22 protein-coding genes are annotated in these 24,061 nt (G+C 53.3%); 2 read left to right on the forward strand and 20 right to left on the reverse strand.

Translation table 11 applies throughout. The annotated features are described in order from the left end of the window. Position 1: 1 nt before the first annotated feature. The 3 genes from tyrR to ACQG19_RS13460 form a co-directional block, all read right to left on the reverse strand. Entirely contained in the window at positions 2-1,543 is a 1,542-nt protein-coding gene (tyrR, locus tag ACQG19_RS13450; RefSeq protein WP_013096421.1) for a transcriptional regulator TyrR, read from the reverse strand. Between the two features lie 113 nt (positions 1,544-1,656). Continuing rightward, positions 1,657-2,709: a YcjF family protein gene (locus tag ACQG19_RS13455; protein ID WP_013096420.1), complete on the reverse strand. Its 1,053-nt coding sequence runs from the start codon at positions 2,707-2,709 to the stop codon at positions 1,657-1,659. Further along, positions 2,706-4,103: a YcjX family protein gene (locus ACQG19_RS13460; protein ID WP_246931681.1), complete on the reverse strand. Its 1,398-nt coding sequence runs from the start codon at positions 4,101-4,103 to the stop codon at positions 2,706-2,708. Before ACQG19_RS13460 ends, ACQG19_RS13455 begins: the two co-directional genes overlap by 4 nt. 151 nt (positions 4,104-4,254) lie before the next feature. Between ACQG19_RS13460 and ACQG19_RS13465 the strand changes: the two genes are divergently transcribed. Then, entirely contained in the window at positions 4,255-5,265 is a 1,011-nt protein-coding gene (locus ACQG19_RS13465) for a LacI family DNA-binding transcriptional regulator (protein WP_013096418.1), read from the forward strand. A gap of 34 nt (positions 5,266-5,299) precedes the next feature. Here the strand turns inward: ACQG19_RS13465 and ACQG19_RS13470 are convergent, their stop codons facing one another. The 15 genes from ACQG19_RS13470 to pspA all read right to left on the reverse strand — a co-directional run bounded on the left by ACQG19_RS13470 (position 5,300) and on the right by pspA (position 19,741). Beyond that, positions 5,300-6,214: an OmpG family monomeric porin gene (locus tag ACQG19_RS13470; protein WP_246931678.1), complete on the reverse strand. Its 915-nt coding sequence runs from the start codon at positions 6,212-6,214 to the stop codon at positions 5,300-5,302. Positions 6,215-6,280: 66 nt separating this feature from the next. Beyond that, the gene (locus ACQG19_RS13475) at positions 6,281-7,363 is read right to left on the reverse strand and encodes an ABC transporter ATP-binding protein (RefSeq protein ID WP_029883673.1); all 1,083 of its coding nucleotides are present in this window, start codon (positions 7,361-7,363) and stop codon (positions 6,281-6,283) included. A 2-nt stretch (positions 7,364-7,365) separates the two neighbouring features. Further along, entirely contained in the window at positions 7,366-8,043 is a 678-nt protein-coding gene (gene pgmB, locus ACQG19_RS13480) for a beta-phosphoglucomutase (RefSeq protein WP_029883672.1), read from the reverse strand. After that, complete coding sequence (locus tag ACQG19_RS13485) at positions 8,033-10,312, reverse strand: glycoside hydrolase family 65 protein (protein WP_246931675.1); 2,280 nt, start codon at positions 10,310-10,312, stop codon at positions 8,033-8,035. The genes pgmB and ACQG19_RS13485 overlap by 11 nt, the downstream gene beginning before the upstream one ends. Further along, positions 10,306-11,364, reverse strand: a complete 1,059-nt coding sequence (locus ACQG19_RS13490) for a Gfo/Idh/MocA family protein (RefSeq protein ID WP_095439582.1) — start codon at positions 11,362-11,364, stop codon at positions 10,306-10,308. Before ACQG19_RS13490 ends, ACQG19_RS13485 begins: the two co-directional genes overlap by 7 nt. An 11-nt stretch (positions 11,365-11,375) precedes the next feature. Next, on the reverse strand, positions 11,376-12,164 hold the full coding sequence (locus ACQG19_RS13495) for a sugar phosphate isomerase/epimerase family protein (RefSeq protein WP_029883669.1): 789 nt from the start codon (positions 12,162-12,164) through the stop codon (positions 11,376-11,378). Between the two features lie 18 nt (positions 12,165-12,182). Then, positions 12,183-13,235, reverse strand: a complete 1,053-nt coding sequence (locus ACQG19_RS13500) for a zinc-dependent alcohol dehydrogenase (protein ID WP_058681300.1) — start codon at positions 13,233-13,235, stop codon at positions 12,183-12,185. A 28-nt stretch (positions 13,236-13,263) separates the two neighbouring features. Next, positions 13,264-14,106: a carbohydrate ABC transporter permease gene (locus ACQG19_RS13505; RefSeq protein WP_013096410.1), complete on the reverse strand. Its 843-nt coding sequence runs from the start codon at positions 14,104-14,106 to the stop codon at positions 13,264-13,266. After that, positions 14,093-14,974, reverse strand: coding sequence for a carbohydrate ABC transporter permease (locus ACQG19_RS13510; protein ID WP_013096409.1), 882 nt, complete (start codon positions 14,972-14,974; stop codon positions 14,093-14,095). Before ACQG19_RS13510 ends, ACQG19_RS13505 begins: the two co-directional genes overlap by 14 nt. Positions 14,975-14,997: 23 nt before the next feature. Continuing rightward, entirely contained in the window at positions 14,998-16,290 is a 1,293-nt protein-coding gene (locus ACQG19_RS13515) for an ABC transporter substrate-binding protein (protein ID WP_013096408.1), read from the reverse strand. Between the two features lie 15 nt (positions 16,291-16,305). After that, on the reverse strand, positions 16,306-17,991 hold the full coding sequence (locus ACQG19_RS13520) for a sugar phosphorylase (RefSeq protein ID WP_246931673.1): 1,686 nt from the start codon (positions 17,989-17,991) through the stop codon (positions 16,306-16,308). Between the two features lie 209 nt (positions 17,992-18,200). Then, positions 18,201-18,422, reverse strand: a complete 222-nt coding sequence (gene pspD / locus ACQG19_RS13525) for a phage shock protein PspD (RefSeq protein WP_013096406.1) — start codon at positions 18,420-18,422, stop codon at positions 18,201-18,203. Positions 18,423-18,434: 12 nt separating this feature from the next. After that, the gene (pspC, locus tag ACQG19_RS13530; protein WP_013096405.1) at positions 18,435-18,794 is read right to left on the reverse strand and encodes an envelope stress response membrane protein PspC; all 360 of its coding nucleotides are present in this window, start codon (positions 18,792-18,794) and stop codon (positions 18,435-18,437) included. Next, the gene (pspB, locus tag ACQG19_RS13535; protein WP_013096404.1) at positions 18,794-19,018 is read right to left on the reverse strand and encodes an envelope stress response membrane protein PspB; all 225 of its coding nucleotides are present in this window, start codon (positions 19,016-19,018) and stop codon (positions 18,794-18,796) included. Before pspB ends, pspC begins: the two co-directional genes overlap by 1 nt. A 54-nt stretch (positions 19,019-19,072) precedes the next feature. Then, entirely contained in the window at positions 19,073-19,741 is a 669-nt protein-coding gene (gene pspA / locus ACQG19_RS13540; RefSeq protein ID WP_013096403.1) for a phage shock protein PspA, read from the reverse strand. A 166-nt stretch (positions 19,742-19,907) separates the two neighbouring features. Between pspA and pspF the strand changes: the two genes are divergently transcribed. After that, positions 19,908-20,885, forward strand: coding sequence for a phage shock protein operon transcriptional activator (pspF, locus tag ACQG19_RS13545; protein ID WP_045903069.1), 978 nt, complete (start codon positions 19,908-19,910; stop codon positions 20,883-20,885). A 56-nt stretch (positions 20,886-20,941) separates the two neighbouring features. Here pspF and ACQG19_RS13550 read toward each other — a convergent pair whose 3' ends face one another. Together ACQG19_RS13550 and ACQG19_RS13555 are read right to left on the reverse strand one after the other, a co-directional pair. Next, positions 20,942-22,675: a polyurethane esterase gene (locus ACQG19_RS13550; protein WP_023622385.1), complete on the reverse strand. Its 1,734-nt coding sequence runs from the start codon at positions 22,673-22,675 to the stop codon at positions 20,942-20,944. Between the two features lie 27 nt (positions 22,676-22,702). Then, positions 22,703-24,061: a TolC family outer membrane protein gene (locus ACQG19_RS13555; RefSeq protein ID WP_222168456.1), complete on the reverse strand. Its 1,359-nt coding sequence runs from the start codon at positions 24,059-24,061 to the stop codon at positions 22,703-22,705.

Raw genomic sequence — 24,061 nt, forward strand, 5'->3', positions numbered from 1 at the left:
GTTATTCGTCACCCTTCTTGTGGTTGAGTCCATATTCACGAAGCTTATTCGCAATCGCGGTATGGGATACCCCCAGGCGTTTTGCCAGCTTACGCGTGCTTGGGTAGCTGCGATAAAGCTGTGTCAGCACGGAACGTTCGAAACGGCTCGTAATATCATCCAGCGAGCCTTCCATCGCCTCTTCGCCCACCGATACCGTTCCGGCATCGTAATCCGGTAACAGGATATCCTGTGGACGCAACTCGTACCCTTCCAGCTGCGTCAGCGCACGATAGACGGCATTTTTCAGCTGACGAATATTTCCCGGCCAGCCGTAGCGCGTCAGCACCGTACCCAGATCGGCTGACAGTTTCGGACGCGGTACCCCCTGCTCGTCGGCGAAGCGTGCCACAAACAGCTCCGTCAGCGGAATGATATCTTGCGGACAATCGCGCAGCGGCGGAATGTTTAGCGTCAACACGTTCAGTCGATAGTAGAGATCTTCCCGGAACATCCCTTTCTGTACCAGCTCAACGAGATTTTTCTGGGTGGCACAAATCACGCGCACATCCACGTGAACTTCGTGATCCTCCCCTACGCGACGGAAGGTCCCATCGTTCAGGAAGCGCAGCAGTTTGGCCTGCATGCGCGGCGACATTTCGCCAATTTCGTCCAGCAGCACGGAACCGCCGTTCGCCTGCTCGAAGAAGCCTTTTTTGCCTTCCGGGGCGTGGCCAAACAGCTCGCTTTCGACCGCATCCTCAGGAATAGAGGCACAGTTCAGCGCCAGATACGGTTTTGCCGCGCGTGGGCTGGCAAGATGCACGGCGTGGGCCAGCAGATCCTTCCCGGTCCCGGTATCACCGGTAATCAGCAGCGGCGCGGTCAGGCTGGCGAGCTTACGGGCCTGATCGACCACATGACGCATTTTCGGGCTGACGGCAATGATCTGGCTGAACGCTCCCACATCCTGGCTGGAGAGATTTTGCAGCTGACGGCCCATCCGCACGGTAGAGCGCAGCATGATAACGGCCCCGGTCAGAACGCGAGTGTCGTTCTCTCCTTTCAGGTACACCGGCGTAATCTCCATCAGGAAATTCTGCCCGTTGATCACCACATGCTCGCTATGCGTATTTTGCGGGTTGCTGTCCAGCCAGCGCTGGAAATTAAACCCCGGGATCAGCTGCGCGGCATGGTGATGAGTGAGCTTGTCCTGGCTCTGGGCAAACAGCTGGCAGCTCGCATGGTTTACCCGCTCAACTTTGCTTTTCAAATCCAGTGACAGGAAAGGCTCTGGCATGGCTTCAAGCAAGGCGCTCAATGCGAGGTGCTCACGCTCAGACGGCATCCAGGGAATGGTGCGTACATCCGTAACGCCAGCGATACGGCGGATTTCAGCCATCAGGCTGCTAAAAGTATTAAATTCAATTTCGGCAAAATTGAGGTAAATTCGCCCGACAGGATCAATCTCAATGCCACGTAAATCAATGCTACGTAAAACAAGGAGATCGAGTAACTCGCGGGTCAGACCGAGACGGTCTTCACAGAAGACTTCAAGACGCATGGGAAATTCACCGTTTTAAGCCAATAACCTTAAAATGATATGTCAGAACACGGTGATGCGGAAGATGGCTGTCAAGAAAGATTGACAGCCAGCACGATAAGTAAACAAACCGGTTACTGAACCGGTTTTTTATTGAGCGTCTCTTTGAGCTGCCCAATCAATTCACTACGAAAATCGCCCAGGCGCGGCTTATCTCCGTCGATCCATGGCAGTGGTCGGCAGACTTCCATCGCTTTTATGCCCAGACGTGCGGTTAACAACCCTGCCCCAATCCCCTGCGCGGCACGCGCTGAGAGACGGGCCGCCAGATCCTGCGACATCCAGTCCATGCCGACTTCGCGCACCAGCTCACTGGCACCGGCAAAGGCGATGTTCAACAACACCAGCTTAAAGAGCCGCAGCCGGCTGTAGTAGCCAAGCTCAATACCGTAAAGACTGGCGATACGGTTTATCAGGCGCAGGTTACGCCAGGCGATGAACGCCATATCCACCAGCGCCAGCGGACTGACCGCGATCATCAGCGTTGATTCCGCCGCAGAGCGGCTAATCTCGCGCCGCGCCTGAGCATCCAGCACAGGCTGCACCATATGCGAGTAGAGCGTCACCACCTCCCGGTCATTTTGCGTTTCGTGAATGGCGGCATACCAGCGCTGCAGTGCCGGGTGCGACTGATCAATCCCCGCCTGCGCCGCCAGCTTTTCGCAGAATGCCCGGCCCTTTCCGGTACCGTGGCTGTGCAGCAGATCGCGTGCCTCATCCCGTTCATGCGCACGCTGCCTCAGACGCCACAGTCGACGCCACTCGGTGACAACCGACCCTACGCCAGCCCCCACGATCAACGCCCCCGCAGCACAACCGCCCAGCGCCACCCAGTCCTGGGTTTGCCAGGCGTTGATACCCCATTGCACGCCTTGTCCCACCACGCTTACGCCGAAGAGCGCCAGCCCGGCCGTAACCATCTTACGCCACAGGCTACGTTTCGGACGTAAAGCAGCCTCAACGACCGCTTCCGCCTGGCCCTCCTCAACGGACGGCTCGTCAGTCAGGGCCGGCGCAAAATGTTCTGCCTGCTCGCCGCTGAACGTCTGCGCCGTTTTAAAGGCCTCCTGCTGCGCCTGCTCAAGCGTCCCGGTAAAATCAATGCGGGGTTTTAACGGTTCCGTCATCGCAATTTATCTCCAATCAAAAACTCCAGCGCCGCATCCAGACGAATGTGCGGTAATGGCTGATCGACGGTCATGACCTGTGGGCGGAAGGCTTCAAACTGGAAGCCCTGACTCTGCCAGAATGCCTGCCCCGGAAGGCGTGCAGGCATTTCGCCCGGATACACGGTCAGCGGTTCGCCGTCGCTGAGGCGATTCCCGCGCAGGGCCGGGATTTTCTCGCCGTTAAGATCAATCAGCCCACTTTGCGTCGCCTGTACGGAAGCCAGCCCAAGACAATCCATGCTGATCCCTTCGAACGCCGCATTTTGCCAGGCGTCCTGCACCAGTTGCTGCAACAGCGACACCATGTTGGCATGCTGATCAACCGTTACGTGATCGGCTTTGGTGGCCGCAAACAGCAGTTTGTCGATCACCGGGGAAAAGAGGCGGCGAAACAGCGTACGCTGTCCGTAGTGAAAACTTTGCATCAGTTGCGTCAGCGCCAGGCGCATATCGTTGAAAGCCTGCGGCCCGCTGTTGAGCGGTTGCAGGCAGTCCACCAGTACAATCTGACGATCGAAACGTAAAAAGTGGTTTTTATAAAAACCTTTCACCACTTTTTCACAGTAGTAGTTGTAGCGCTCGCGCAGCATCCCGGCGTTGGTGTGCTTGTCTGCCTGCGCCAGCTTTGCCTCTCCCACGCCATCCACGTCGGGCCACGGGAAGAACTGCAGCGCAGGCGCACCCGCCAGGTCGCCCGGCAAAACAAACCGTCCTGGCTGGATGAAGTGCAGCCCTTCCTGTTTGCACTGATGCAGATAATCCGTCCAGGCTTCGGCAATCGCCGCCAGGCGGTTCTCATCTGCGGGTGCCAGCGGATCTAATCCTGCGCATAACTGCCGCCATTTTGCCGACCACTCCGCGCGGTGACCCTGTAACAAACCGGTCATTTGTCGCGACCAGCTGAGATAATCCTGCGCCAGCATGGGTAAATCGAGCAGCCATTCGCCCGGGTAATCCACAATCTCCAGATAGAGCGTGGAGGTATCCTTGAAGTGGCGCATCAATGATTCATTGGAACGAAAACGCAGCGCGAGACGGATTTCACTCACCCCTCTCGTGGGTGTCGGCCACGCGGGTGGGTCACCGTAAAGCTGTGCCAGCCCTTCATCATAGGTAAAGCGAGGGATACCGAAATCGCGCTGGGGAACGCGCTTAACGCCCAGCAGACGCTCTTCCCGCACCGCACTGAGCAGCGGCAGGCGTGCCCCGGCGTGCAGGTTCAGCAGCTGGTTAACCATCGCCGTGATAAACGCCGTTTTGCCACTGCGGCTAAGCCCGGTGACCGCCAGACGCAAATGGCGATCGACGCCGCGGTTCACCAGAGAGTTGAGTTCGTTTTTAAGTCGCTTCATCGCCGTCCTTCGTCGCTGGAAGCCTGGAATGACTTGCTTCAGAATACAGTAAATGGGGGCAGATCGTTGATTATCAATTCATAATTATTGCTATTGCCTTTTTTTCTCCAGTAAGATGAACGACATTGCCGTCCCGGAGTGAGTAAGGTGTATGTCACCCACCATCTATGATATTGCGCGCGTTGCTGGTGTTTCTAAATCAACCGTGTCCAGAGTGTTGAATAAACAAACCAATATTTCTCCTGAAGCGCGGGAGAAAGTGCTGAAGGCGATTGAAGAGCTAAATTATCAACCAAATAAACTTGCCCGTGCTCTGACCTCATCTGGCTTTGACGCCATTATGGTGATTTCCACCCGCTCAACAAAAACCACTGCCGGTAATCCTTTTTTCTCCGACGTATTGCACGCCATAACCGCCAAGGCGGAACAGGAAGGGTTTGATGTTATTTTGCAAACGTCAAAGAGCAGTGAAGATGACCTGCTAAAATGCGAAAGCAAAATAAAGCAGAAAATGATCAAAGGGGTCATTATGCTGAGTTCGCCTGCCAATGAATCCTTTTTCTCACGGCTCGATATGTACGGTGTGCCGGTAGTCGTAATCGGTAAAGTTGAAGGCGACTTTCAGAATATTTACTCCGTCGATACCGACAATTTTCGTGACAGCGAGATGCTGACCGACACGTTTATTAAAAACGGGCGGAAAAAAATTGCCTGTCTGCATGCGCCACTCGATTATCACGTGTCTATTGATCGTCTCGCGGGTTATAAAGCCAGCCTGGAAAAGGCGAATATTGCTGTTAACCCGGACTGGATCATTGATGGCGGTTATACCCACGAGAGCGCACTTTCAGCGGCCATTACGTTGTTGTCTTCTTCCACCCCACCGGATGCGGTATTCGCCACCGACAGCATGAAATTGCTGAGTCTTTATCGCGCTGCGGATGAGTTAAATTTGATGCTACCTGAGCAGGTTGCCGTGGCGGGTTACAGCGACCCGATGCTCTCCCTGATTCTGACGCCTGCGCCAGCTGGATTTGATATTCCCACCCGCAAGCTGGGCGAAGAGAGCTGCGACCTGCTTTTCAGGCGTATCTCCGGTAAACCCGCCCCGCATAAGGTGCTGATTGAAACCCACTTTTCGTTCGCTGATTCTCTTCGCTAAAACCAGGGGCTGATAGCCCCTGGTGAACAGCCGATCAGAAGGCGTAATTCACGCCCACGCCCGCATAGTGGAATCGATCGCTTTCGCCTTCATCGTGGTTTTCCCATTCATAGGCATACTCCAGCGTCATTGAAAGACCGTTATTGAAATCGTAGGCATAAAGCAGGCCCAGACGGTTGAAATCATGCCCTTCACGCTCAGGATCGTCTTGCCAGTCCCAGTTTGACCAGCGGTCGAGCCCCAGGCGGGTATACGGCGTCAGCGTGGTATTGCCTAATGAAATGGGTAAATAGGTGCGGATCTCCTGCGTTGAAAACTCACCGTTATTACGTGAACTGTCCATATTAAAACCGCGCTCTAAATAGTAATTCACTTTTGCCGCGAAGGTTTCATTAATGGTCCATGTAAAGCCCGTTTCTGTTTCAACGCGACTGTCGGCATAACCCGTTTTTTCCAGGTCGTTGGCAAACTGATACATGGCAAACCAGCCGCCGAAACGCCAGTCATCGCTTAACTTAATATCCCAGTCTGGTTGTATTTTGTAGCGCTGCATATTCGCGCTACCGTCTTTCGCGCCGTGTTCATCTTTGAAATGATAACCGTAATTACGGAAGCCGCCGGTCAGGCCGAGGGTAAAATCATCGGTTCCAATAAAACGATAGCGCAGCTCGAATTCGGGACGATCAAAATAGGTCCCGCGGGTCATACTGCTGTAATCAACGGGGCCTTCCTGATACATGGCAAGGAAAATCGTCCACGCATCCCATGTGGCGTTAAACCACACCGAGGGTTCATATAATCCGTCTTTATCATCCCCCTGACCTTCGACGTTTTCAATTTCATACATGGCACCTATATTAAAATTCCAGTGTGGTGCCGGTTCTGAGGCGTGTGCGTAGCTAACCCCTGCGCATAGAATAAGCGCAGCACTTCTTAGTAGAGTACTCATTAAAATATTCCTTTATAATGGACAAACAAAAAAACCGGAAATTAATATTTCCGGCGAACATTTTTATTATCTGATTGCCGCTTCTGTTTCCGCGTCAAAAAAATGACACTTATTCATATCGAACTGAATGCCGATATTATCCCCTGCAGCATAATCAGTGGCAGCCCCTGCCCGGACGACCAGTTCGTGGCCCCCGACGGTGGCATACAGCATAAATTCAGCACCGGTCAGTTCGGCAACGCTGATTTTGGCGGCAATCGCCTCACCGCTGGCTTGCGAGGTGAAAATATCCTCCGGTCTGATGCCAAAGACCACGGCTTTACGTTGATATCCCTGAGCGTTAAGTACCGAGAGCATATCTTCGGGGATCTCCAGACGCAGCGTTTCCGTCACGAAGTAGCGTTCATTGATCGCCCCCCGAATAAAGTTCATTGCTGGCGAACCAATGAAACCTGCCACAAACATATTTGCCGGTTCGTTATAGACCTGCTTCGGCGCGCCCACCTGCTGAATGTATCCATCTTTCAGGATCACAATGCGGGTTGCCATCGTCATGGCTTCGGTCTGATCATGCGTCACATAAATCATGGTGGTATTCAGCTTTTGATGCAGCTTGCTGATTTCGGCACGCATTTGAACACGCAGTTTGGCGTCAAGGTTTGAGAGCGGTTCATCCATCAGGAAGACGCCCGCTTCACGCACAATCGCCCTGCCTAACGCCACGCGCTGGCGTTGGCCACCCGACAACGCACCGGGCTTACGCTTGAGGTAATCGCGCAGCCCAAGAATCTGAGCGGCCCAGTTAACGCGCTCTTCAATGACGGCAGGCGCGATCTTCTGCATCTTCAGCCCAAATGCCATGTTGTCGTACACCGTCATATGGGGATACAGCGCATAGTTCTGAAAGACCATCGCAATATCACGGGACTTGGCCGGGACATCATTCATACGCACGCCGTCAATCACCAGCTCACCGGCGCTGATCTCCTCCAGCCCGGCAATCATGCGCAGCGTCGTCGATTTACCGCAGCCCGATGGCCCGACGAAAACGATAAATTCTTTATCCTCAATGTCGAGGTTGAAATCTTTGACCACATGGACCTGGTTGTCATAGATTTTCTGGATATGTTTTAGCGAAAGTTGCGCCATTCTTAATTCCTTATCAGTACCGTCCGGGAAGCCCAGAAATCTGTCAGGCATTTCCAGGTCAGCTCCCGCGTTGAATGAAGTTGAAGTCCCGCATGGTTGAGGCCTGCCCCTATTCCCACCGACAACATCCCTGCGGCGTTGATCGCCTCAACGCCGGAGGCGGCATCCTCAATCCCGATGGCCTCCTCCGGGAGGACGTTAAGACCCGCGCAGGCGGCAAGGAAGATTTCCGGGTCCGGTTTGGAGCGGGCAATACGGGACGCATCGGCACAGAAATCAAACGCCCTGTGGATCCCCAGCGCCTGCAAAATGCCGGGAGCGTTGAGTGAAACGGACGCCAGCCCAATTTTGACGTTTGCCGCGCGTATGTCGGCCAGCACCTCACGAATGCCCGGGAGCAGTGACGCTTGCGTAAGCGAAGCCAGCGACTGTACATAGAGCGCATTTTTTTTACGCGCAAGCGCCAGGCGCTGCTGTTCGTCGAACGCGTCTTCTTTGCCACCGTGACGCAGGATCCGCTGCAGGGAGTCCATGCGACTAATCCCTTTCAGCGTTTCATTGAAGGCCTCATCAATGGTGATCCCGACCTCCTTCGCGACAGCGCGCCAGGCCAGGAAGTGCAGATGAGCGGTGTCGGTGATCACCCCATCCAGATCGAATACAACGGCATTAAGGTTCATCTCTTCCCTCCGTGGTAGCGGTCCCAGCAACAGACGTAAGAAAATCCTTGCAGGACAAGACCTGCCGTCCCGAAAGCTGGAGGGGTTTACCCCAGAGCGTTAGCGTGACGGGAGCAGAGCTGGTCACCGTGAGTGTCTCTTTCGTAACGATGAAGTGCAGCTGCGCATTGTGCCAACGCAGCGGAAACGCCAGCCTTTGCCAGTGCGCAGGCATCCTGGGTGCCAGATGTAGCTCCCCGTCCACGATCTGCAGCCCGGCAAATCCCTGAATAACGCCTGACCAGATCGCACCCGTTGCGGCAGCATGAATACCGTCATCACTGCTGTGCGGATCGTCGCCCAGATCGATGGCAATGCCATCACGCCAGAAGGCGTAAGCCCCTTCTGTATCACCACAGCGCGCGTTCACAATGCCGTGGATGGCTTTGCTCAGAGACGAGTCATGAATTGTGCGCGGCTCATAGAATGCCAGGTTGGCCGCGCACTGCTGCGGCGTAAAGCGTTCCGGCAACAGGTAATTAAGCATTACCACATCGGCCTGTTTGAGGATCTGCATCTCGTTAACTTCAGCGCGCGAGTAATCCAGCAGAATGGTCTGCTTGCCCGCTTTGGCTTTATAGCGGCTCAGATCGATCGCCGGTTTGGACATGAAGGTGTCATCCTGCGGTATGACCCCGTCGGCGTTAGCCTCGGGCAGCCATAAGCGCGCCAGGAACCGTTGCGCATTTTCCGTAAAACGTGCATCTTCACGCTCAAACATCGACATAAACCGGCAGGCACTGGCGACGTTGTGCCACGCCAGATAGTTGGTGTAGGCGTTGTTATTTACGTGCTCCGTGTATTCATCCGGCCCGATCACGTCATGGATCTCCAGACGGTCGCCAACTTCCGTCGCGCGTCCCATCCAGAACAACGCGGTTTCCATGAGCAGCGTCAGGCCTTCATTGCGCATAAAGGCGTCATCGTGCGTTGCCTGCCAGTAGGCGACAACGGCCCACGCAATATCCGCCACGATATGATGTTCAGCCAGCGCGGAGGCCACTTTCTGACGTACGCCCGTGCGGATGTTGATCGCTGCGAATTCCGGCGTCTCTTCCTGACCGCTCGCGGCACTCTCCCAGGGGAACAAGGCGCCTGGCCAGCCGTTCCGGCGTGCTTTTTCCCGGGCCCCCGGCAGGTTAAGCCAGCGGTAGCGCAGCAGACGGCGGGCAACCTGTGGTCGGGTAAAGAGATGGAAAGGCAGCAGGAAAATTTCGGTGTCCCAGAACACGTGGCCTTTATAGCCCTCCCCGGTCAGGCCCTTGGCCGCAATACTGCTCCGTTCATCATGGGCAGGCGTCATGGCCGTGAGGTGCCAGACCGCGTAATCCAGCGCCAGCTGATCCTGATGTTCGGTCGACATGACGTCCACCCGGCAGTCATGCCAGACCTTTTTCCAGGCGCACGCCGCGCTTTCGAGTAACGCGGCATACCCTCTTGTCGCGCAGGTTTTGAGCTCAGCCAGAGCATTGCGGGCAAACGTGTCCTGTGAAAGCGCTTTATCGCTGCGATGCGTCACCCAGACCAGCTTCTCAAGCGTGACAGTGTCACTCTGAGCCACCTTTACGGCGTGATGAACCGTGATACGCCGGTTTTTCGCGGTAAAGCAGCTGTCGCTGGTGGTTGAGAGACGACAGCATGCCGATATCACCACATCCGCAGCACGATCCTGCGTTTCATACACGCCCTGCATGTAGTGCTGGTCAAAGACTCTGACCGAGATTTCATCCAGATGCTGACGGCCGCTGTTGGTTTGCGTCGCATCAATCCCCGTGCTCAGCATAACGTCTGATGCGGCATCCAGCGGAGTGACGGAGAGCTGCATTGCCACCAACGGCAGTTGATCCAGTGAGACAAAACGGCGGCTTTCCACACGGTAGCGCTTTCCGTCTGGCGAGCGCCACACTACGCGACGACGCAGTTCGCCATTGGCAAAATCCAGCTCCCGCTGCCAGTCAATAATTTCCCCTGACAGCAAGGTGAAATTGATGCCGTTCAGTTCGATATCCATGCCGATGATGTCAGGCACGTTGATCAGTTCGTTGGTCTCGTTACGACCTGCACGATGATAAAGCCCGGCAAGATACATTCCCCGGGTCTGCTGCGTGTAGTTTTCCTCATGCGCCGCACGTATGCCCATATAGCCGTTGCCGCAGGCCATGATTGACGCGTATTTATTGAGGCTGTGAGGGCAAAAACCCGGATCGTTTAATACAGACAGGTTCAGCATAACGTTACGCTTTCCCCTTTTTCTGCCGCCTCGTACAGTGCGGCGACCAGTTGCTGGATCACCAGCCCTTGTTCGGCATCGGCAATCATAACCGGCTCTCCCATGACGTGACGGACAAACGCATCCATGCTGCGTAAATGCCGCTGATCGTCTGCCTCTTCGCGCAGGGTTAGGGTCTGCAAAACTCCGCCTTCATCGGTGTAAATGTGGGCCGGGAACAGCGTTGCCCCCGCTTTTTCACCGCAAAAGGCGACATTCATGATGGACTGCTCACGGATATTGAGGGCAAAGGAGGTATCCAGACGCAGAATGCCGCCATTGCAAAATTCAATCGTCCCGAACAGGGCATCTTCAACGGTAAACTGAGCAGGATCCCATTCACCAAACTGGCCACTGTTTTTGCGGTTTCCCAGTTTTTGAAAGCTGTGGGCCGTCACGCGTTTTACCGCCGGGAAACCGAGTACATACATCGCGGCGTCGAGCATATGGATGCCAATATCAATCAGCGGCCCGCCCCCCTGCAGTGCTTTATTGGTGAAAACGCCCCAGCCGGGAACGCCGCAGCGGCGCAATGCCTGCGCCGTAGTGAAGTAGATTTCACCCAATGTCCCGTTTATTACCGCCTCACGCAGCAGTTGCGTATCACGTGCAAAGCGGTGGTGAAAATCATAGGCCAGCACTTTTCCCGCCGTTCGGGCCGCCACACGCATCCGGTCGGCTTCATGTGGCGTCATGGCCGGGGGTTTTTCGCACATTACATGGCAACCGGCTTCCAGGGCTGCCATCGCATGTTCAAAATGAAAACGGTTGGGCGAACAGACGCTCACCACATCCGGTTTGACCGCCTGCAGCATTTCATTCACGTCCTGCCATGCCGACGGAATGGCATGGCGTTCAGCAAACGCCTGAGCCTGTTCAGGATGGCTGTCCATGACAGCCACCATCTGAACATCACTGCGCGTGGAGTAATACGAGGCATGCACTTTGTCCGCGACCTGCCCGGCACCAATAATGGCGACACGCAGAGGCGAAGGTGTTAAGGCACTCATCACGCTGGTCATCCTTAGCATTCACGCAGATAAGTGAGAGAGTCCTGATAGGCCTTCGCAGGATCGTCAGCGCGAACGCGGCACTCGTAAACAACGTAACCCTGATAACAATCGGCACGCAGCTGGTCGAACAGAGCGGCAAAATCAAGAGAGCCGCTTCCCGGCTGATAGCGATGGTTATCGGCAATATGCACATGGCCCAGCAGGTCGCGGTTCTGGTGCAGCGCTTCCGTCAGCGAGTCTTCTTCAATATTCATATGATAGAAATCGCCGATAATCTGCACATGTTTCAGCCCATTCTCTTCGATGTAACGACGTGCATCCGCGAGGGTGTTGATCATGTGATCCTGATAGCGGTTCAGCGGCTCCAGGTAAACGGTGGTGCCGGTACGGGCCGCCACCTCATCCAGCTGGCGCAGCGAGGCGCTCACCGCCTTGCGGTCTCCTTCAAGGCTACGCGGCGACGTCATCGGCGGCAGGCGGAAGGTAAACATCCCCCAGGCGGCAGGAACCACGATTCCTTTTCCACCCACCTCTGCTAACGCTTCAAGGATGCGTTCGATCTGCGTTAATCCGTTCAGGCGACGCTCTTCGATGAAGTCACCAATCCAGCCATCGTACCCGCCGCAGGCCGTGGTAACCGGCAGCCCTGTAGCCTTAATGGCCGCTTTAACCTCTTCAAGGTTCTCCACCAGCAGCTTGCCGTCTATCTCATACCCATCAAAGCCCATGGCTTTGATGTATTGGAATTTTTCCAGGATATTTGTCGGGAAAAAGGCCTGGTTTTGCGTTGCGATTTTCATTTTCATGCTCTCCTTAGCTCAGAACGTGACGCCCATTTTGATACTCAGTTCAGGATGCTGATCGACATACGTCATGTAGCTCTCAGCGCTGGTGGTAAACGTTACGACCGGGTCGATTAAATCTTCGCAATTGAGATAGCGGTTCATCAGCAATTCCCAGCAGGTCTCTTCAATTCGCTTACGGTTCCAGCGTGGGTAATCAGGATTTGGCTCGCTGCAGGCGCGAGAGAAGACAATTTTCGCATTATTGAAATGCGCTTCGCGCCCCAGGTTAAAGCCTTCCGCGAACGGTTTCGCAAAGGCCACGTATGAGATGGTGCCGCCGTAAGCGAGTCCGCGCAGCGCAGACTGCAGCGCATCAGCAAAGCCGCTGGTTTCGATAATCACATCCGCGCCCTGTTTGCCGGTCAGTTTTTTGATTTCCAGACCAACATCCGTGCCAATCGGATCCAGACAGTGGTCTGCCCCATGGCGACGGGCGATATCGCAGCGGTGCGCGATAGGGTCGACACCGATAACGATTGACGCACCGGCTTTCTTTGCCAGCTGGATGGCAATCTGACCAATCGCGCCAAGCCCAACGACGACGACAAAATCCCCTACCCGCACATTGGCGTCACGTACGCCGCTCATTGCAAATTGTGCCGGGTCGTAGCAGACCGCATTTTTCCAGGAGGCGCCCTGAGGCATTTTGCGCAGTTTGTAGTTGTTGACGGCATTCACAATGACCGTTTCCTGTAGCGGTCCATAACAGCAAACGCGGTCTCCGACACGGTATTCCGTTACGTCAGCGCCACACTCAATGATGTCCCCGACGATCATGTTCCCGAGCTGGAATTTGCCAAACTCGATCCCGCGAGCCGCCCCCTCTTCACGCGGCGTAAACAGCTGCCAGTCAGGGTTAAACTCTTCATCGATAAACGGACTCGCCGCCCTGAAATCCACCACTTCGGTGCCGTGTTTCGGTGCGCCAAAGCGGGCGCGAATTTTCACTTCATGAACGGCAACAGGACGGTCTTCATATTCGACCAGCGCAGCCACACGCGGCGCAGTCGCAACTAACTTCTTCATTACTCACTCCTTGTTAAAATTGGCCGCCTCAGCCCTTAACGCCACCGGCGGTCAAACCACTTTTAATAAAACGTTCAGACAGCGCATACATGATGACCACCGGCAGTGCCGTCACCAGCGATGCCGCCATCATGCGGCCCCAGATGTAATCTGGCGTACTGAAAAGGGTGTTCAGCCCTACCGGCAAGGTGAAGTTGCTGGCGCTGGACAGGAAAATGGAGGCAAACAGATAGTCGTTCCACGCCACCATGAAGCAGTAGACAAAGACCGACACCAGACCCGAAATCGCTAACGGAACGGTAATGCGAAAGATGATTTGCAGGCGGTTAAGGCCATCCATCATCGCGGCTTCTTCTATTTCGTCCGGGATAGTGTCGAAATAGCTGCGCAGCATAAATACCGCCGTGGGTAACGTCTGAGTCACCATGGTGATAATCAGCGCCAGTTCGGTGTCATAGATGCCGAGCGCGGTGATGATTTTGAACAGCGGCACCACCAGCAGAATCCCTGAGAACATGTAGACGGTGTAGAAGCTGGCGTTGATCGTCGTGCGCCCTTTAAAACGCAGTTTGGATAAGGCGTAAGCCCCCAGCGTGCCGAGAAACACGGCAACGATCGACGAGGTCAGTGACACCACCATGCTGTTACGGAAGTAATCCACAAACGGGAAAATCAGCGGGTTAAAGATGTCGATGTAATGCTGTAACGTCCACTCCTGCGGCAGAATAGTCGGATGCAGCGATATCGCCTCTCTGGCGCTTTTAAAGGAGGTCATCAGCATCACGAAAAATGGGAACAGCGTGATGATCAGGAACGCCGCGAGCCCCAGGTAAAAGCCAATACGACCCAGTACGCGTTTATTTGTTGCCATTGAGATTTACCCTTTTTCTGGTCAGCAGAATGACGGCGAAAATGATCACAAACAGCACCACTGAGATAGCCGCAGCTTTACCCAAATCGTTAAAGGCAAACGCCGTTTTGTAGAGATAGACGCCCAAAATATCGACTTTGGTAGTCAGCAGGTACACGTCCGCAAACATGTAAAACATCCAGATGGTTCGCAGCGTGATGACCGTAGCCAGCACCGGCATAATCGCGGGCAGCGTGACGATACGAAAACGTTGCCAGCCATTCGCACCATCCATTTCTGCGGCTTCGTATAACGATTTATCAATCGTTTGTAAGATCGCGAGAAACGAGATAAACGCATACGGGAAGTAGCGCCAGATGGCGAATAGCACCACCAGCACAAAGCTGCTGCCGGGGTTGTCAAACCACAGCGGTGCCTGGTCATACAGATGCAGCAGGTCTACCCCCAGGTAGTTCACGATGCCGTAGCCGTTGTTGAACATGTATTTCCAGGCAAACACCAGTGAAATAGACGGCGTGACGTAAGATAAAATCACCAGCGAACGCGCCGTTTTGCGCAGCCGAAACTCCCGGTTAAAGAAGATGGCGACAGCCAGCCCTAGCCCCGTGCTACCTATCACCACCAGGGCCGTATACCAGAAGGTCATCCACAGGGAGTGCCAGAACGCTGCATCACTCAAAATACGGATGTAGTTATCCAGCCCAACAAACACCGCGCTAATGCGCGGGTTGAGCGGCAAGCGTAAGAAACTGATTTCAATGTTGGAAATCATTGGCCAGGCCACAAGGCCCCCCAGCAAAATCAGGCTGGGGGCCAACAGCAGCATGGCGAAAGGCATATCTGAACGACCAGAAAACAACGTCTTCATAATTTCCTTCCGCAGAAGCGCTCCTATCGTTGTGAAACCAGGTCAGTCAGGCGTTTCTGGCTGTTGCTTAACGTGGTGTTGAGGTCTTGCTGACCTACCGTCACGTTATGCACCATCGAACTGATGATGCCGGAACCTGTCACGTCGCCCATGCGGGTAAAGTTTTTGTCGCCCACGGCCCCAAATACCTGCACATTCGGGAACTGTGCGATCAGCTCATACGGCAGTTGACCAAAGGCTTTGATGACCTCGTTGTTTTTCCAGCTCTCGGTATCCACCACCAGTTTGTTCACCGGTAACGCCGCCCCCGGAGACATCATGACCCAGTCCGAGGCGTTTTGAGCCTGCTCCATCCAGGTCACAAATTTCTCAGCGGCTTTGGTTTCTTCTTCAGTCTGACCGGTCGTGATCGTCAGCGACGTCACCATGCCGTAAACCGCAGACGATTTTTCCGTTGGAACCACAAAGCCCAGATTGGCAGGATCCCCTTCTTTAAACACGGCAGGCAGAATGTAGGTGGAGTAAACCGCCATTGGCGCGGAACCGTTCATGAACGCGTCTTTGATCTCCATGACGTCGTTCGAGCCTGGCATCGTGTTCTTCGCCAGTTCTTTATAAAACGCCAGCGCGTTTAACATTTCAGGCGTATCGATCTGGATGTTGCCCTGCGCGTCGAAGACGTTTGCCCCACCTGAAAGGGCAAACTGGGAGAAGGCCTGCTCGGTCATGACGCTTTCAGCGGTTGGAAGCGCGATACCGTAGTGTTTCTTAGCCGGGTCGTTGAGCATCTGACTGGCTTTCAGCAGCTGTTGCCAGTTATGCGGCTCTTTAATACCCGCCGCGGCGAGAACATCTTTGTGGTACCAGACGCCTGACAGCCAGGCGCTAATTGGCACCCCCGTCCACGCGGTGCCGTCTTCCGTGCGAACAACACGGAGAATGCCGTCATAAAACGTCTTTTCACCGACGGCTTTAATGGCTTCGCCAATTGCGTCACGGTCCAGCAACTGCTCTTTATCCATCACTTTTGCATAGTCATGGCTGACCTCAATCACCTCCGGCAGTGCGCCCGTCCGCGCGAGGGTAATGACCTTGGTGTTGTATGCATCCTCTTCCACCGGCACCTGTTTCACCGTAATGGAGGGATTCTCTTTCTCGAATTTCTCAATCAGTTTCGTGATGACGGCCTGGCGCTCCTGCTCCACCGACGAATGCATAAACTCGATGGTCACAGAAGATTGTGTGTCGTCCTTGCAGCCTGATAACAGGGCGCACGAAACCAGTGCTGAAATCAGCACAATTCTCGGCATTTTCATTGTTAAGGTCCTTTTTTAGTTTTCTTTAATCCACATAACCTGCCATGGATTTAGGGTCAACGTCGTATCGTTAATATTGTTCCCGGTTATTAAATCTTTTCCTGCCTGACTATTTGAAGGGACGTGCTGAATATCATTACTGAAATTAAAGAGTGCTGTAATTCGCTCGCCGTTATCGGCAATGCGAACTATTTTCAAAACATGCTCCCCGGATGTTTCAAAGCGCGCCTGACTGTCCGGGTGGAACGCTTTTTCCTGACGGCGTAACGAAATTAACGCACTCAATCCCGAATAAACTTTATGACGAAGGCTATTAATATCGTCGAGTTTATGATCAATTTCACCGGCCTGATATTTCTTTCGGTTTATTGCTCTATTATACCCTAACCGCTCCACACCCTCATAATCATTACGGGAGCCAATAATACTCTGAATATAGATTGCAGGCACACCCGGGAAACTCAACAGAACGGCATGAGCCAGAATAAAACGGGCTATGCGCAGAGTATCCTCATCCTTCTTAGCACTTAATGCATCCAGGTAGGTTACATTGATTTCATACGGGCTGCGCGTACCATCAGGGTTATTTTTCCAGTTAACCAGCGCGCCTTCCTGCTGGAGTGTTTCCACCAGCGACAGAATTTCCGATTCCGGTAAAATTCCGCGTAACGGATTAAGTCCGATCCCGTCATGCGAGGCCAAAAAGTTAAACCAGGTGGTTTGCTTTGACGGCAGTTCCAGCGATGAGGCCCACTGACAAAGTGCCCGTACATCCTGACGATGAACGGCATGCAGAACCAGTGGTGGCAAGGAGAACTGATACACCATCTGGGCTTCATTCTTGCCGTCACCAAAGTAAGAAACGTTGTCTTTATGCGGGACATTGGTCTCAGTGATGATCACCGTACCCGGTGCCACAGCGTCCGTAATGGCGCGGAAGAGCTGAATCAAACGGTGCGTTTGTTCAAGATGGATGCAGCTTGTTCCGGGGATCTTCCACATAAAGCCGACCGCATCAAGGCGGATATAGCGCGCCCCTTCCATCAGGTAATGGAGAAGCACATCCACCATTGCAATCAACACCTCAGGAGAGGCGAAATTGAGGTCAATCTGATCATCGCTGAAGGTCGTCCACAGATGCCGAACGCTTCCGTCATCAAGTGTAAAAGGTGTCAGGAGAGGCAATGCGCGAGGCCGTGTCACAGCAGATAAATCGGTTTGCGGATCCACGGAAATAAAGAAATCTTCATAGCCCGGTTTTTGCGCAAGATAATGAGCGAACCATTGGCTTTTCGCTGACATATGGTTGCAAACAAAATCGAACATTAAACTGGCATATTGTTTTAATTCAGCAACGTCTTGCCATGTTCCCGTTTCAGGCGCAACGTCATGGTAATCGATAACGGAAAAACCATCATCAGAGGACCACGGGTAAAAAGGTAAAAGATGCACATGAGAAAATGAACGAGAAAGCCATCTGTTATAAAAACGGGTAAAAGCAGGCAGCGCTTTCTCCCCTTTATTGTAGAACTGATCGGCATAGGTTATCAGGACGATATCTTTTTCATCCCAACCGGATTTACGCTTTTCGGTAATAACAGCAGCAGCTCTGGAGATTTTCCCTGACAGTGTTTCACGGTGCGCCTCAGAAAACGATTCACCGTAAACAAGATTGATTAAATTTTTAATTTTATCGTTCACTTTATTTTTCCATGGTAGCGGTCCCACGGAACGCAATCTACTCCCATGAAAAATATCTGTCAACGGACCTGAGGGGGTAAAAACGTCTTCTCAAGGCAACTCAGCGCAGTAATGTGAGCTGCCGCAAAGAAAGACAGAAAAGGGAGAAAACGAAGAGAAATGCCGGCAGCCCTCCTCTCATAAGAGAAAGACTGCGGTATACATGGAGATCAGGATAAGTATCGACGGGAAAAACGTTTGGCCAGTTTTTGCAGCAGCGGCTCCAGCGCCACGGCCAGCAACAGTCTTACCGGCTTACGGGCAACAGATTTTATTGCCCAGCCAGCCACGCCTGCCGGACCATAACGTAACGCCGTCAGCAGGACCAGTTTACCTGCGATTTTCAGGCCGGGTTTTACCTTCTGACCGGCCTGTTGCCAGTTTTTGTTCATCTATGTTCTCTCTTAAAGCTGACGAAAACGACTTCTCAGCGTAAAGGTATCAGACGTGACGTAACGTTCCATTTCGCGCAACCGCTTTTCACCTGCGGCGAGTTCAGCATCCACCTGGTTCAGAATGTCACTACTGCTCGGTGCGCCTTCTGCAGCCAGTTCGCCTTCCGGCATGGGGTCGAGCACAAACGACAATACGATGTACGCCACCAGAGTGATAAACGCCAGACCGAAGAAAATCGATAACACCGTTACCACGCGCACCAGCTTAACCGGTACATCCAGATAGTGGGCAAGCCCCGCACAGACGCCACGAACCATGCCCTGCTGTGGGATCCGCCACAGCTTTTTATTCAGATTCAGTCCAGACATTAACGCTCCCTCCAGTTCGGGTGTTCCGCATCCAGGATAGCTTCCAGCGCCTGAATACGTTCACGCATCTTATTCGCCTGATCGGACAACTGTACCAGACGTTGTTGCTCGCTCTGGGAAAGGGCGTCCCGTGAAGAACGGTTGCTGTAGTGCAGCCATAACCAAATCGGCAGCACGAACAGCACGAAAATGGTCAGGGGAATAGCGAGAAAAAGCGCGCTCATGTGTACTCCTTGTCGTACGATGCGTGGCGGCACGCTCAGGTGCCGCATGAATTATTATTGATTGTCTTGCTTCATTTTGGCTTTCAGGGCCGCCAGCTGCTCGCTGATTTCATCGTCGGCTTTCAGATCGGCGAACTGCTGATCGAGCGATTTTTGCTTACCGATGCTGTGGCTTTCCGCTTCCGCTTCCATCTGATCGATACGACGTTCGAAGGACTCAAAACGCGCCATTGCTTCATCAAGCTTACCGCTGTCCAGCTGACGGCGTACATCGCGGGAAGAGTTTGCCGCCTGGTGACGCAGCGTAAGTGCCTGCTGACGCGCACGGGTTTCGCTCAGCTTGTTCTCAAGCTCGCCAATCTCTTTCTTCATACGGGTGAGCGTGTCGTCCACCAGCGTAACTTCATGTTCCAGCGCGGTAACCATATCCGCCAGTTTCTGTTTTTCAATCAATGCGGCACGGGCCAGATCTTCTTTATCTTTACGCAGCGCCAGTTCGGCTTTTTCCTGCCATTCATTAAGCTGGGCGGTAGCCTGCTCAATACGGCGGGTTAACTGCTTTTTCTCAGCCAGCGCACGGGCGGAGGTAGAACGCACTTCAACCAGTGTATCTTCCATTTCCTGAATCATCAGACGCACCAGCTTTTGCGGATCTTCCGCTTTCTCAAGCAGCGAGTTGATGTTGGCGTTCACGATATCGGCAAAACGAGAAAAAATACCCATAATTCAATCCTCACATTTCTGTTATCGGGCGATGCCCTGCTGTATAGATAATACAATTCCCGTGCCAACTTTTTATCTTATTGATTTCACTGAATGTGATTGATTTTCGCTCACTGTGGAACTAAGCTCACCTGGTGAATCTCGCTAAGGAGTGGTTAATTTCATCATGGCTGAATATAAAGACAATTTACTCGGTGAGGCTAACAGCTTTCTCGAAGTACTGGAGCAGGTTTCACGCCTCGCCCCTCTCAACAAACCGGTGCTGATTATCGGCGAACGCGGCACGGGCAAGGAGCTGATCGCCAACCGACTCCACTATCTGTCCGGGCGCTGGGATGGTCCTTTTATTTCGCTTAACTGCGCCGCGCTGAATGAGAACCTGCTGGATACCGAGCTGTTCGGCCATGAAGCGGGAGCCTTTACCGGAGCGCAAAAGCGCCATCCTGGCCGTTTCGAGCGTGCTGACGGCGGCACCCTGTTCCTTGACGAGCTGGCCACCGCGCCAATGCTGGTTCAGGAAAAATTGTTGCGCGTCATTGAATATGGCGAGCTGGAACGCGTCGGCGGCAGCCAGCCGCTACAGGTTAACGTGCGTCTGGTCTGTGCGACAAATGCCAACCTGCCGGAAATGGTGGCTGAGGATAAATTTCGCGCCGACCTGCTCGACCGCCTCGCTTTTGACGTCGTCCAGCTTCCACCGCTGCGTGAACGGCGCAGCGATATTATGCTGCTGGCGGAACAGTTTGCCATTCAGATGTGCCGTGAGCTGGGTCTGCCGCTCTTTCCGGGCTTTAGCGATAATGCCCGGGAGACGCTGCTTAACTACCCCTGGCCGGGGAATATTCGCGAGCTGAAGAACGTCGTCGAACGCTCTGTCTACCGTCACGGCAGCAGCGAAACGGAACTGGACAACATTATTCTCGATCCTTTTCAGCGTAACGCGCCATCTGTTACCGCCCCGGCGAGTTCGAACGATGGGCCCTCACTCCCGCTCGATCTGCGCCAGTTTCAGCATAAGCAGGAACAACAGCTACTGGAGCAGAGCCTGAGGATGGCGAAATATAACCAGAAAGGGGCGGCTGAACTGTTGGGGCTGACCTACCACCAGTTAAGGGCATTGCTCAAAAAGCACCAGATGCGCTGACGGGCAGAACCATTCTGACGGGATTTATCCCCGCGAGGTTCCCGCGGGGATAAGAGTTATGCTACCGCAATATGCATCTGCGAAAGCATATCGGTATTCACACCGACCAGCGTGACGCTGCTGTCGCCGTAGGTGAGTAAGGCATTATCACCTTCAAACGACAGATGGTTGAGATAGCTGTCATTATCGGCAATGTTCTGGTTAGCCATAAAGATCAGGCTGTCGCTGGCGGAGAGGTTATAGACCGTGTCATGACCAAAATCACCATAGAAGAGAAGCGTGTTTTCGCTGCCGTTAAGGTGGATGGCGTCATCGGCATACCCGGAAACCACATTGTTATTGTTCCCGTTTACGCTGATCTCACTGTCATTGGCTCCTGAATAGAACCAGCTGTCATTACTGGCGGTCGAGATAGTGAAGCTGTTCTCTGTATCGGCGTAATAGCTTTTCGCATACGCGATTGAGCCACTGTCACCTTCTAAGCCATAATCCGTGACCTGCCATGTCGCGTTCTGGTTGATGTTAATACCAAACAGGCTGAACAAGGTGTGGTCTGCGTTAACGTAATGGATATCTTCCGCCCGTGTAATATCGCCGGTGGAATATTTAAAGTACAGCGTCCCTTCTGCATCGTGGCTGAACGTAAAATCGGCAATATGACATTCCGTTACGTAGGTGTTAGTCCCTGCGCCGCCATAAATAACGTTGTAGCCGCTGTGATCTTTAAAACTGTCATCTCCGCCACCACCGCAGAGATAATCGTTACCCTTCCCGCCTTGTAATAAATCATTTGTTTCGGTACCAATAATAAATGTCGACCCCACATGCGTTACGGATTTATTGAGATCCGAAACCCAGGTCGTGGAACGGTATGCTTCAGAAAGATTAGAAACAATGATATTGGAATTTTGATGGGTGAAATCATAGATTTCAGAATCCATAATTCGTAATGCACCGTCCGTATAGCCCTGACCGGAGTGCCCGGCCCAGGACGCCATATTCGCGATCGAAAAGATCTTACAATCGTTGGTCAGGCCGGCATAGTAATCATTAAAGGAGACGATGTTGTTGGTGCAGGTTTCAAGCGGCGTGTCGTGGTTAAATAAACTGTCCAGCGTCAAGCTATGACCCGTTAACACACGAAATACCGGATCGTTCTCATAACCAATATTAAGCACTTTGTCATCGGCCAGGTTTTGAGTCGGAGAGGCGAATGCGACGTAGCTTGCGTCCTCAAAGAAACCACCCCACTGGCCCTGTGCGGACAGGGTTGCCATGCTGTTAACAGCCAGTCCGCCAAGACTATGTCCGGTAATGATGATGTCATTACCGGTCAGGCCATTTGCCGTGGCAAACGCGGCCACCGAACTCATGAGGTTTTTATACGCGTTGAGAACATAGTTATCCGCATAGCCGTCGACCAGTGCAGATAATACGTCGCTGACGGTATCCATCGCGGTATTGATGGTATGCTGAAGTGAAGGCGCGCTGGCGTAAGTGCCCGTCCCCCAGAAGCTAATGCCTATATTGACCAGCTTGCCATTGGCGTCATATTTTCCCATAACGTTGCATTCGGCACTGGTTTCAAGAAGACTTTCGCCATAAAAAGCACCATAGGGATTAGTACAGCCGCTGTAGTTAAGCGTGGTCCCGTCTAATACTTTCCAGCCATTTTCTTCTGTATAGGTATAATCAGCATACGTGGCTGCACCAAAATTGATACTTTCAATGGTCAGTGCATCCTTAATAAGCTGCGTGTTTTTCTCGCCCTGATAATCGAATACAGGCATAGTCGTCCCTCTGTTTATTATCAACAATCATTGAGCAAAATACGAATCAAGTAACATAACGTTATCATTGTTTATTTCGCCCGTCTGCGCGAGCAAACTGACCCATGCCTTAATGACAGCATGTTTTTCTGCAGTAAGCTCAACTTTGGTTTTATAGAAAGATTGTTCTGCATTTAATAAATCGATATTCATGCGCTGACCAGCCTGAATGCTTTTTTTCGTCGCTTCAATCTGACGCCTGGCGGCGTCCACCGCGGAAGCATAGGCAGCAAGGCGCTCTGACGCATGGAGGCATTTATTTAAGGATTTTTTAATTTCGCTGTAGGTCGCCAGCCGCTGTGCATCATGAAGATATTTTGCCTGCTCATAGCGGGCCGCTGCCTGACGCAGGGACGCTGAAACGCCGCCCCCGGAAAAGAGATCCATGCTGACGCGCAGGCCTATGCTGTCGGTACGATATTTCTGATGAATGGTATTGTCGTTGCTTGAATCGTTCTCCGAATGCATCGCGTAAAGCTGTACCCGGGGAAGCACGCCAGCGCGACTGCGTTCAATTTCATAGCGTTTTTCTTCCACGTTATGTCCGGCAGAAAGAATATCGGGATTATGCGCGGCCGCCTTTTGTTCCCAGTATCGATAGTCTCCTGATGCCAGCGGCAGCTTAAGCGGCTTTTCACCGAGTATCGGTAGCGCTGCCGTCTGCGAGAGATCCACACCCACGATCGCTGATAACGCAACGTTAGCCGTATCCAGCGTATCGCGCGCCTCCACCTCATCCGCAATCGCCAGGCTGAGCGCAGAGGCGGTCTCTGTGACATCCGTTACTGCGCCCTCACCGGCCTCAAACTGTCGCTGAGCCTGCTTTTTCTGCTCTTCCAGCCCCTGACGATGCAGAGCCGCAAGCTGGAGCCGTTGATGCGCCTCGGTAAGATCCAGCCAGGCGGTAATGAAGCGGTTTTGCAGATCAATCAGACTGCTTCGGTAGCGTTCATCAGACTGCATTTTTTTGATAATGCCGATGCGATACCCCGCATAGGCATCGTAATCAAACAGCGGCTGAACAACGGTAACCGATCCCGAATAACTGTCATATTGTTGATGCTGCACCACCTCAGAACGCTCCCCCAACAAATTTGTCTGCTGGTACTGCTGCCGCTGCCAGTTACGCGGTGCGCGTTGATAGCTAACGCTGACTTTTGGCAGTAACCCGGCGCGACCGATGGGGATGTACTCTTCTCCGGCAAGCTGATCCTTCACGGCAGCGCGGTATTGCGGATCGTTGTCCAGCGCCATGAACCAGCCCTGGGTCAGTGTCAGCGCATCTGCTGAAAAGGGCATCATCAGCGCGAGCAGATACACAACAGGTATGAATTTTGCGGTAAGCAT

Source organism: Enterobacter cloacae complex sp. 277I4 (assembly GCF_050031465.1).
In the GTDB taxonomy this organism is placed as follows: Bacteria; Pseudomonadota; Gammaproteobacteria; order Enterobacterales; family Enterobacteriaceae; genus Enterobacter; species Enterobacter cloacae.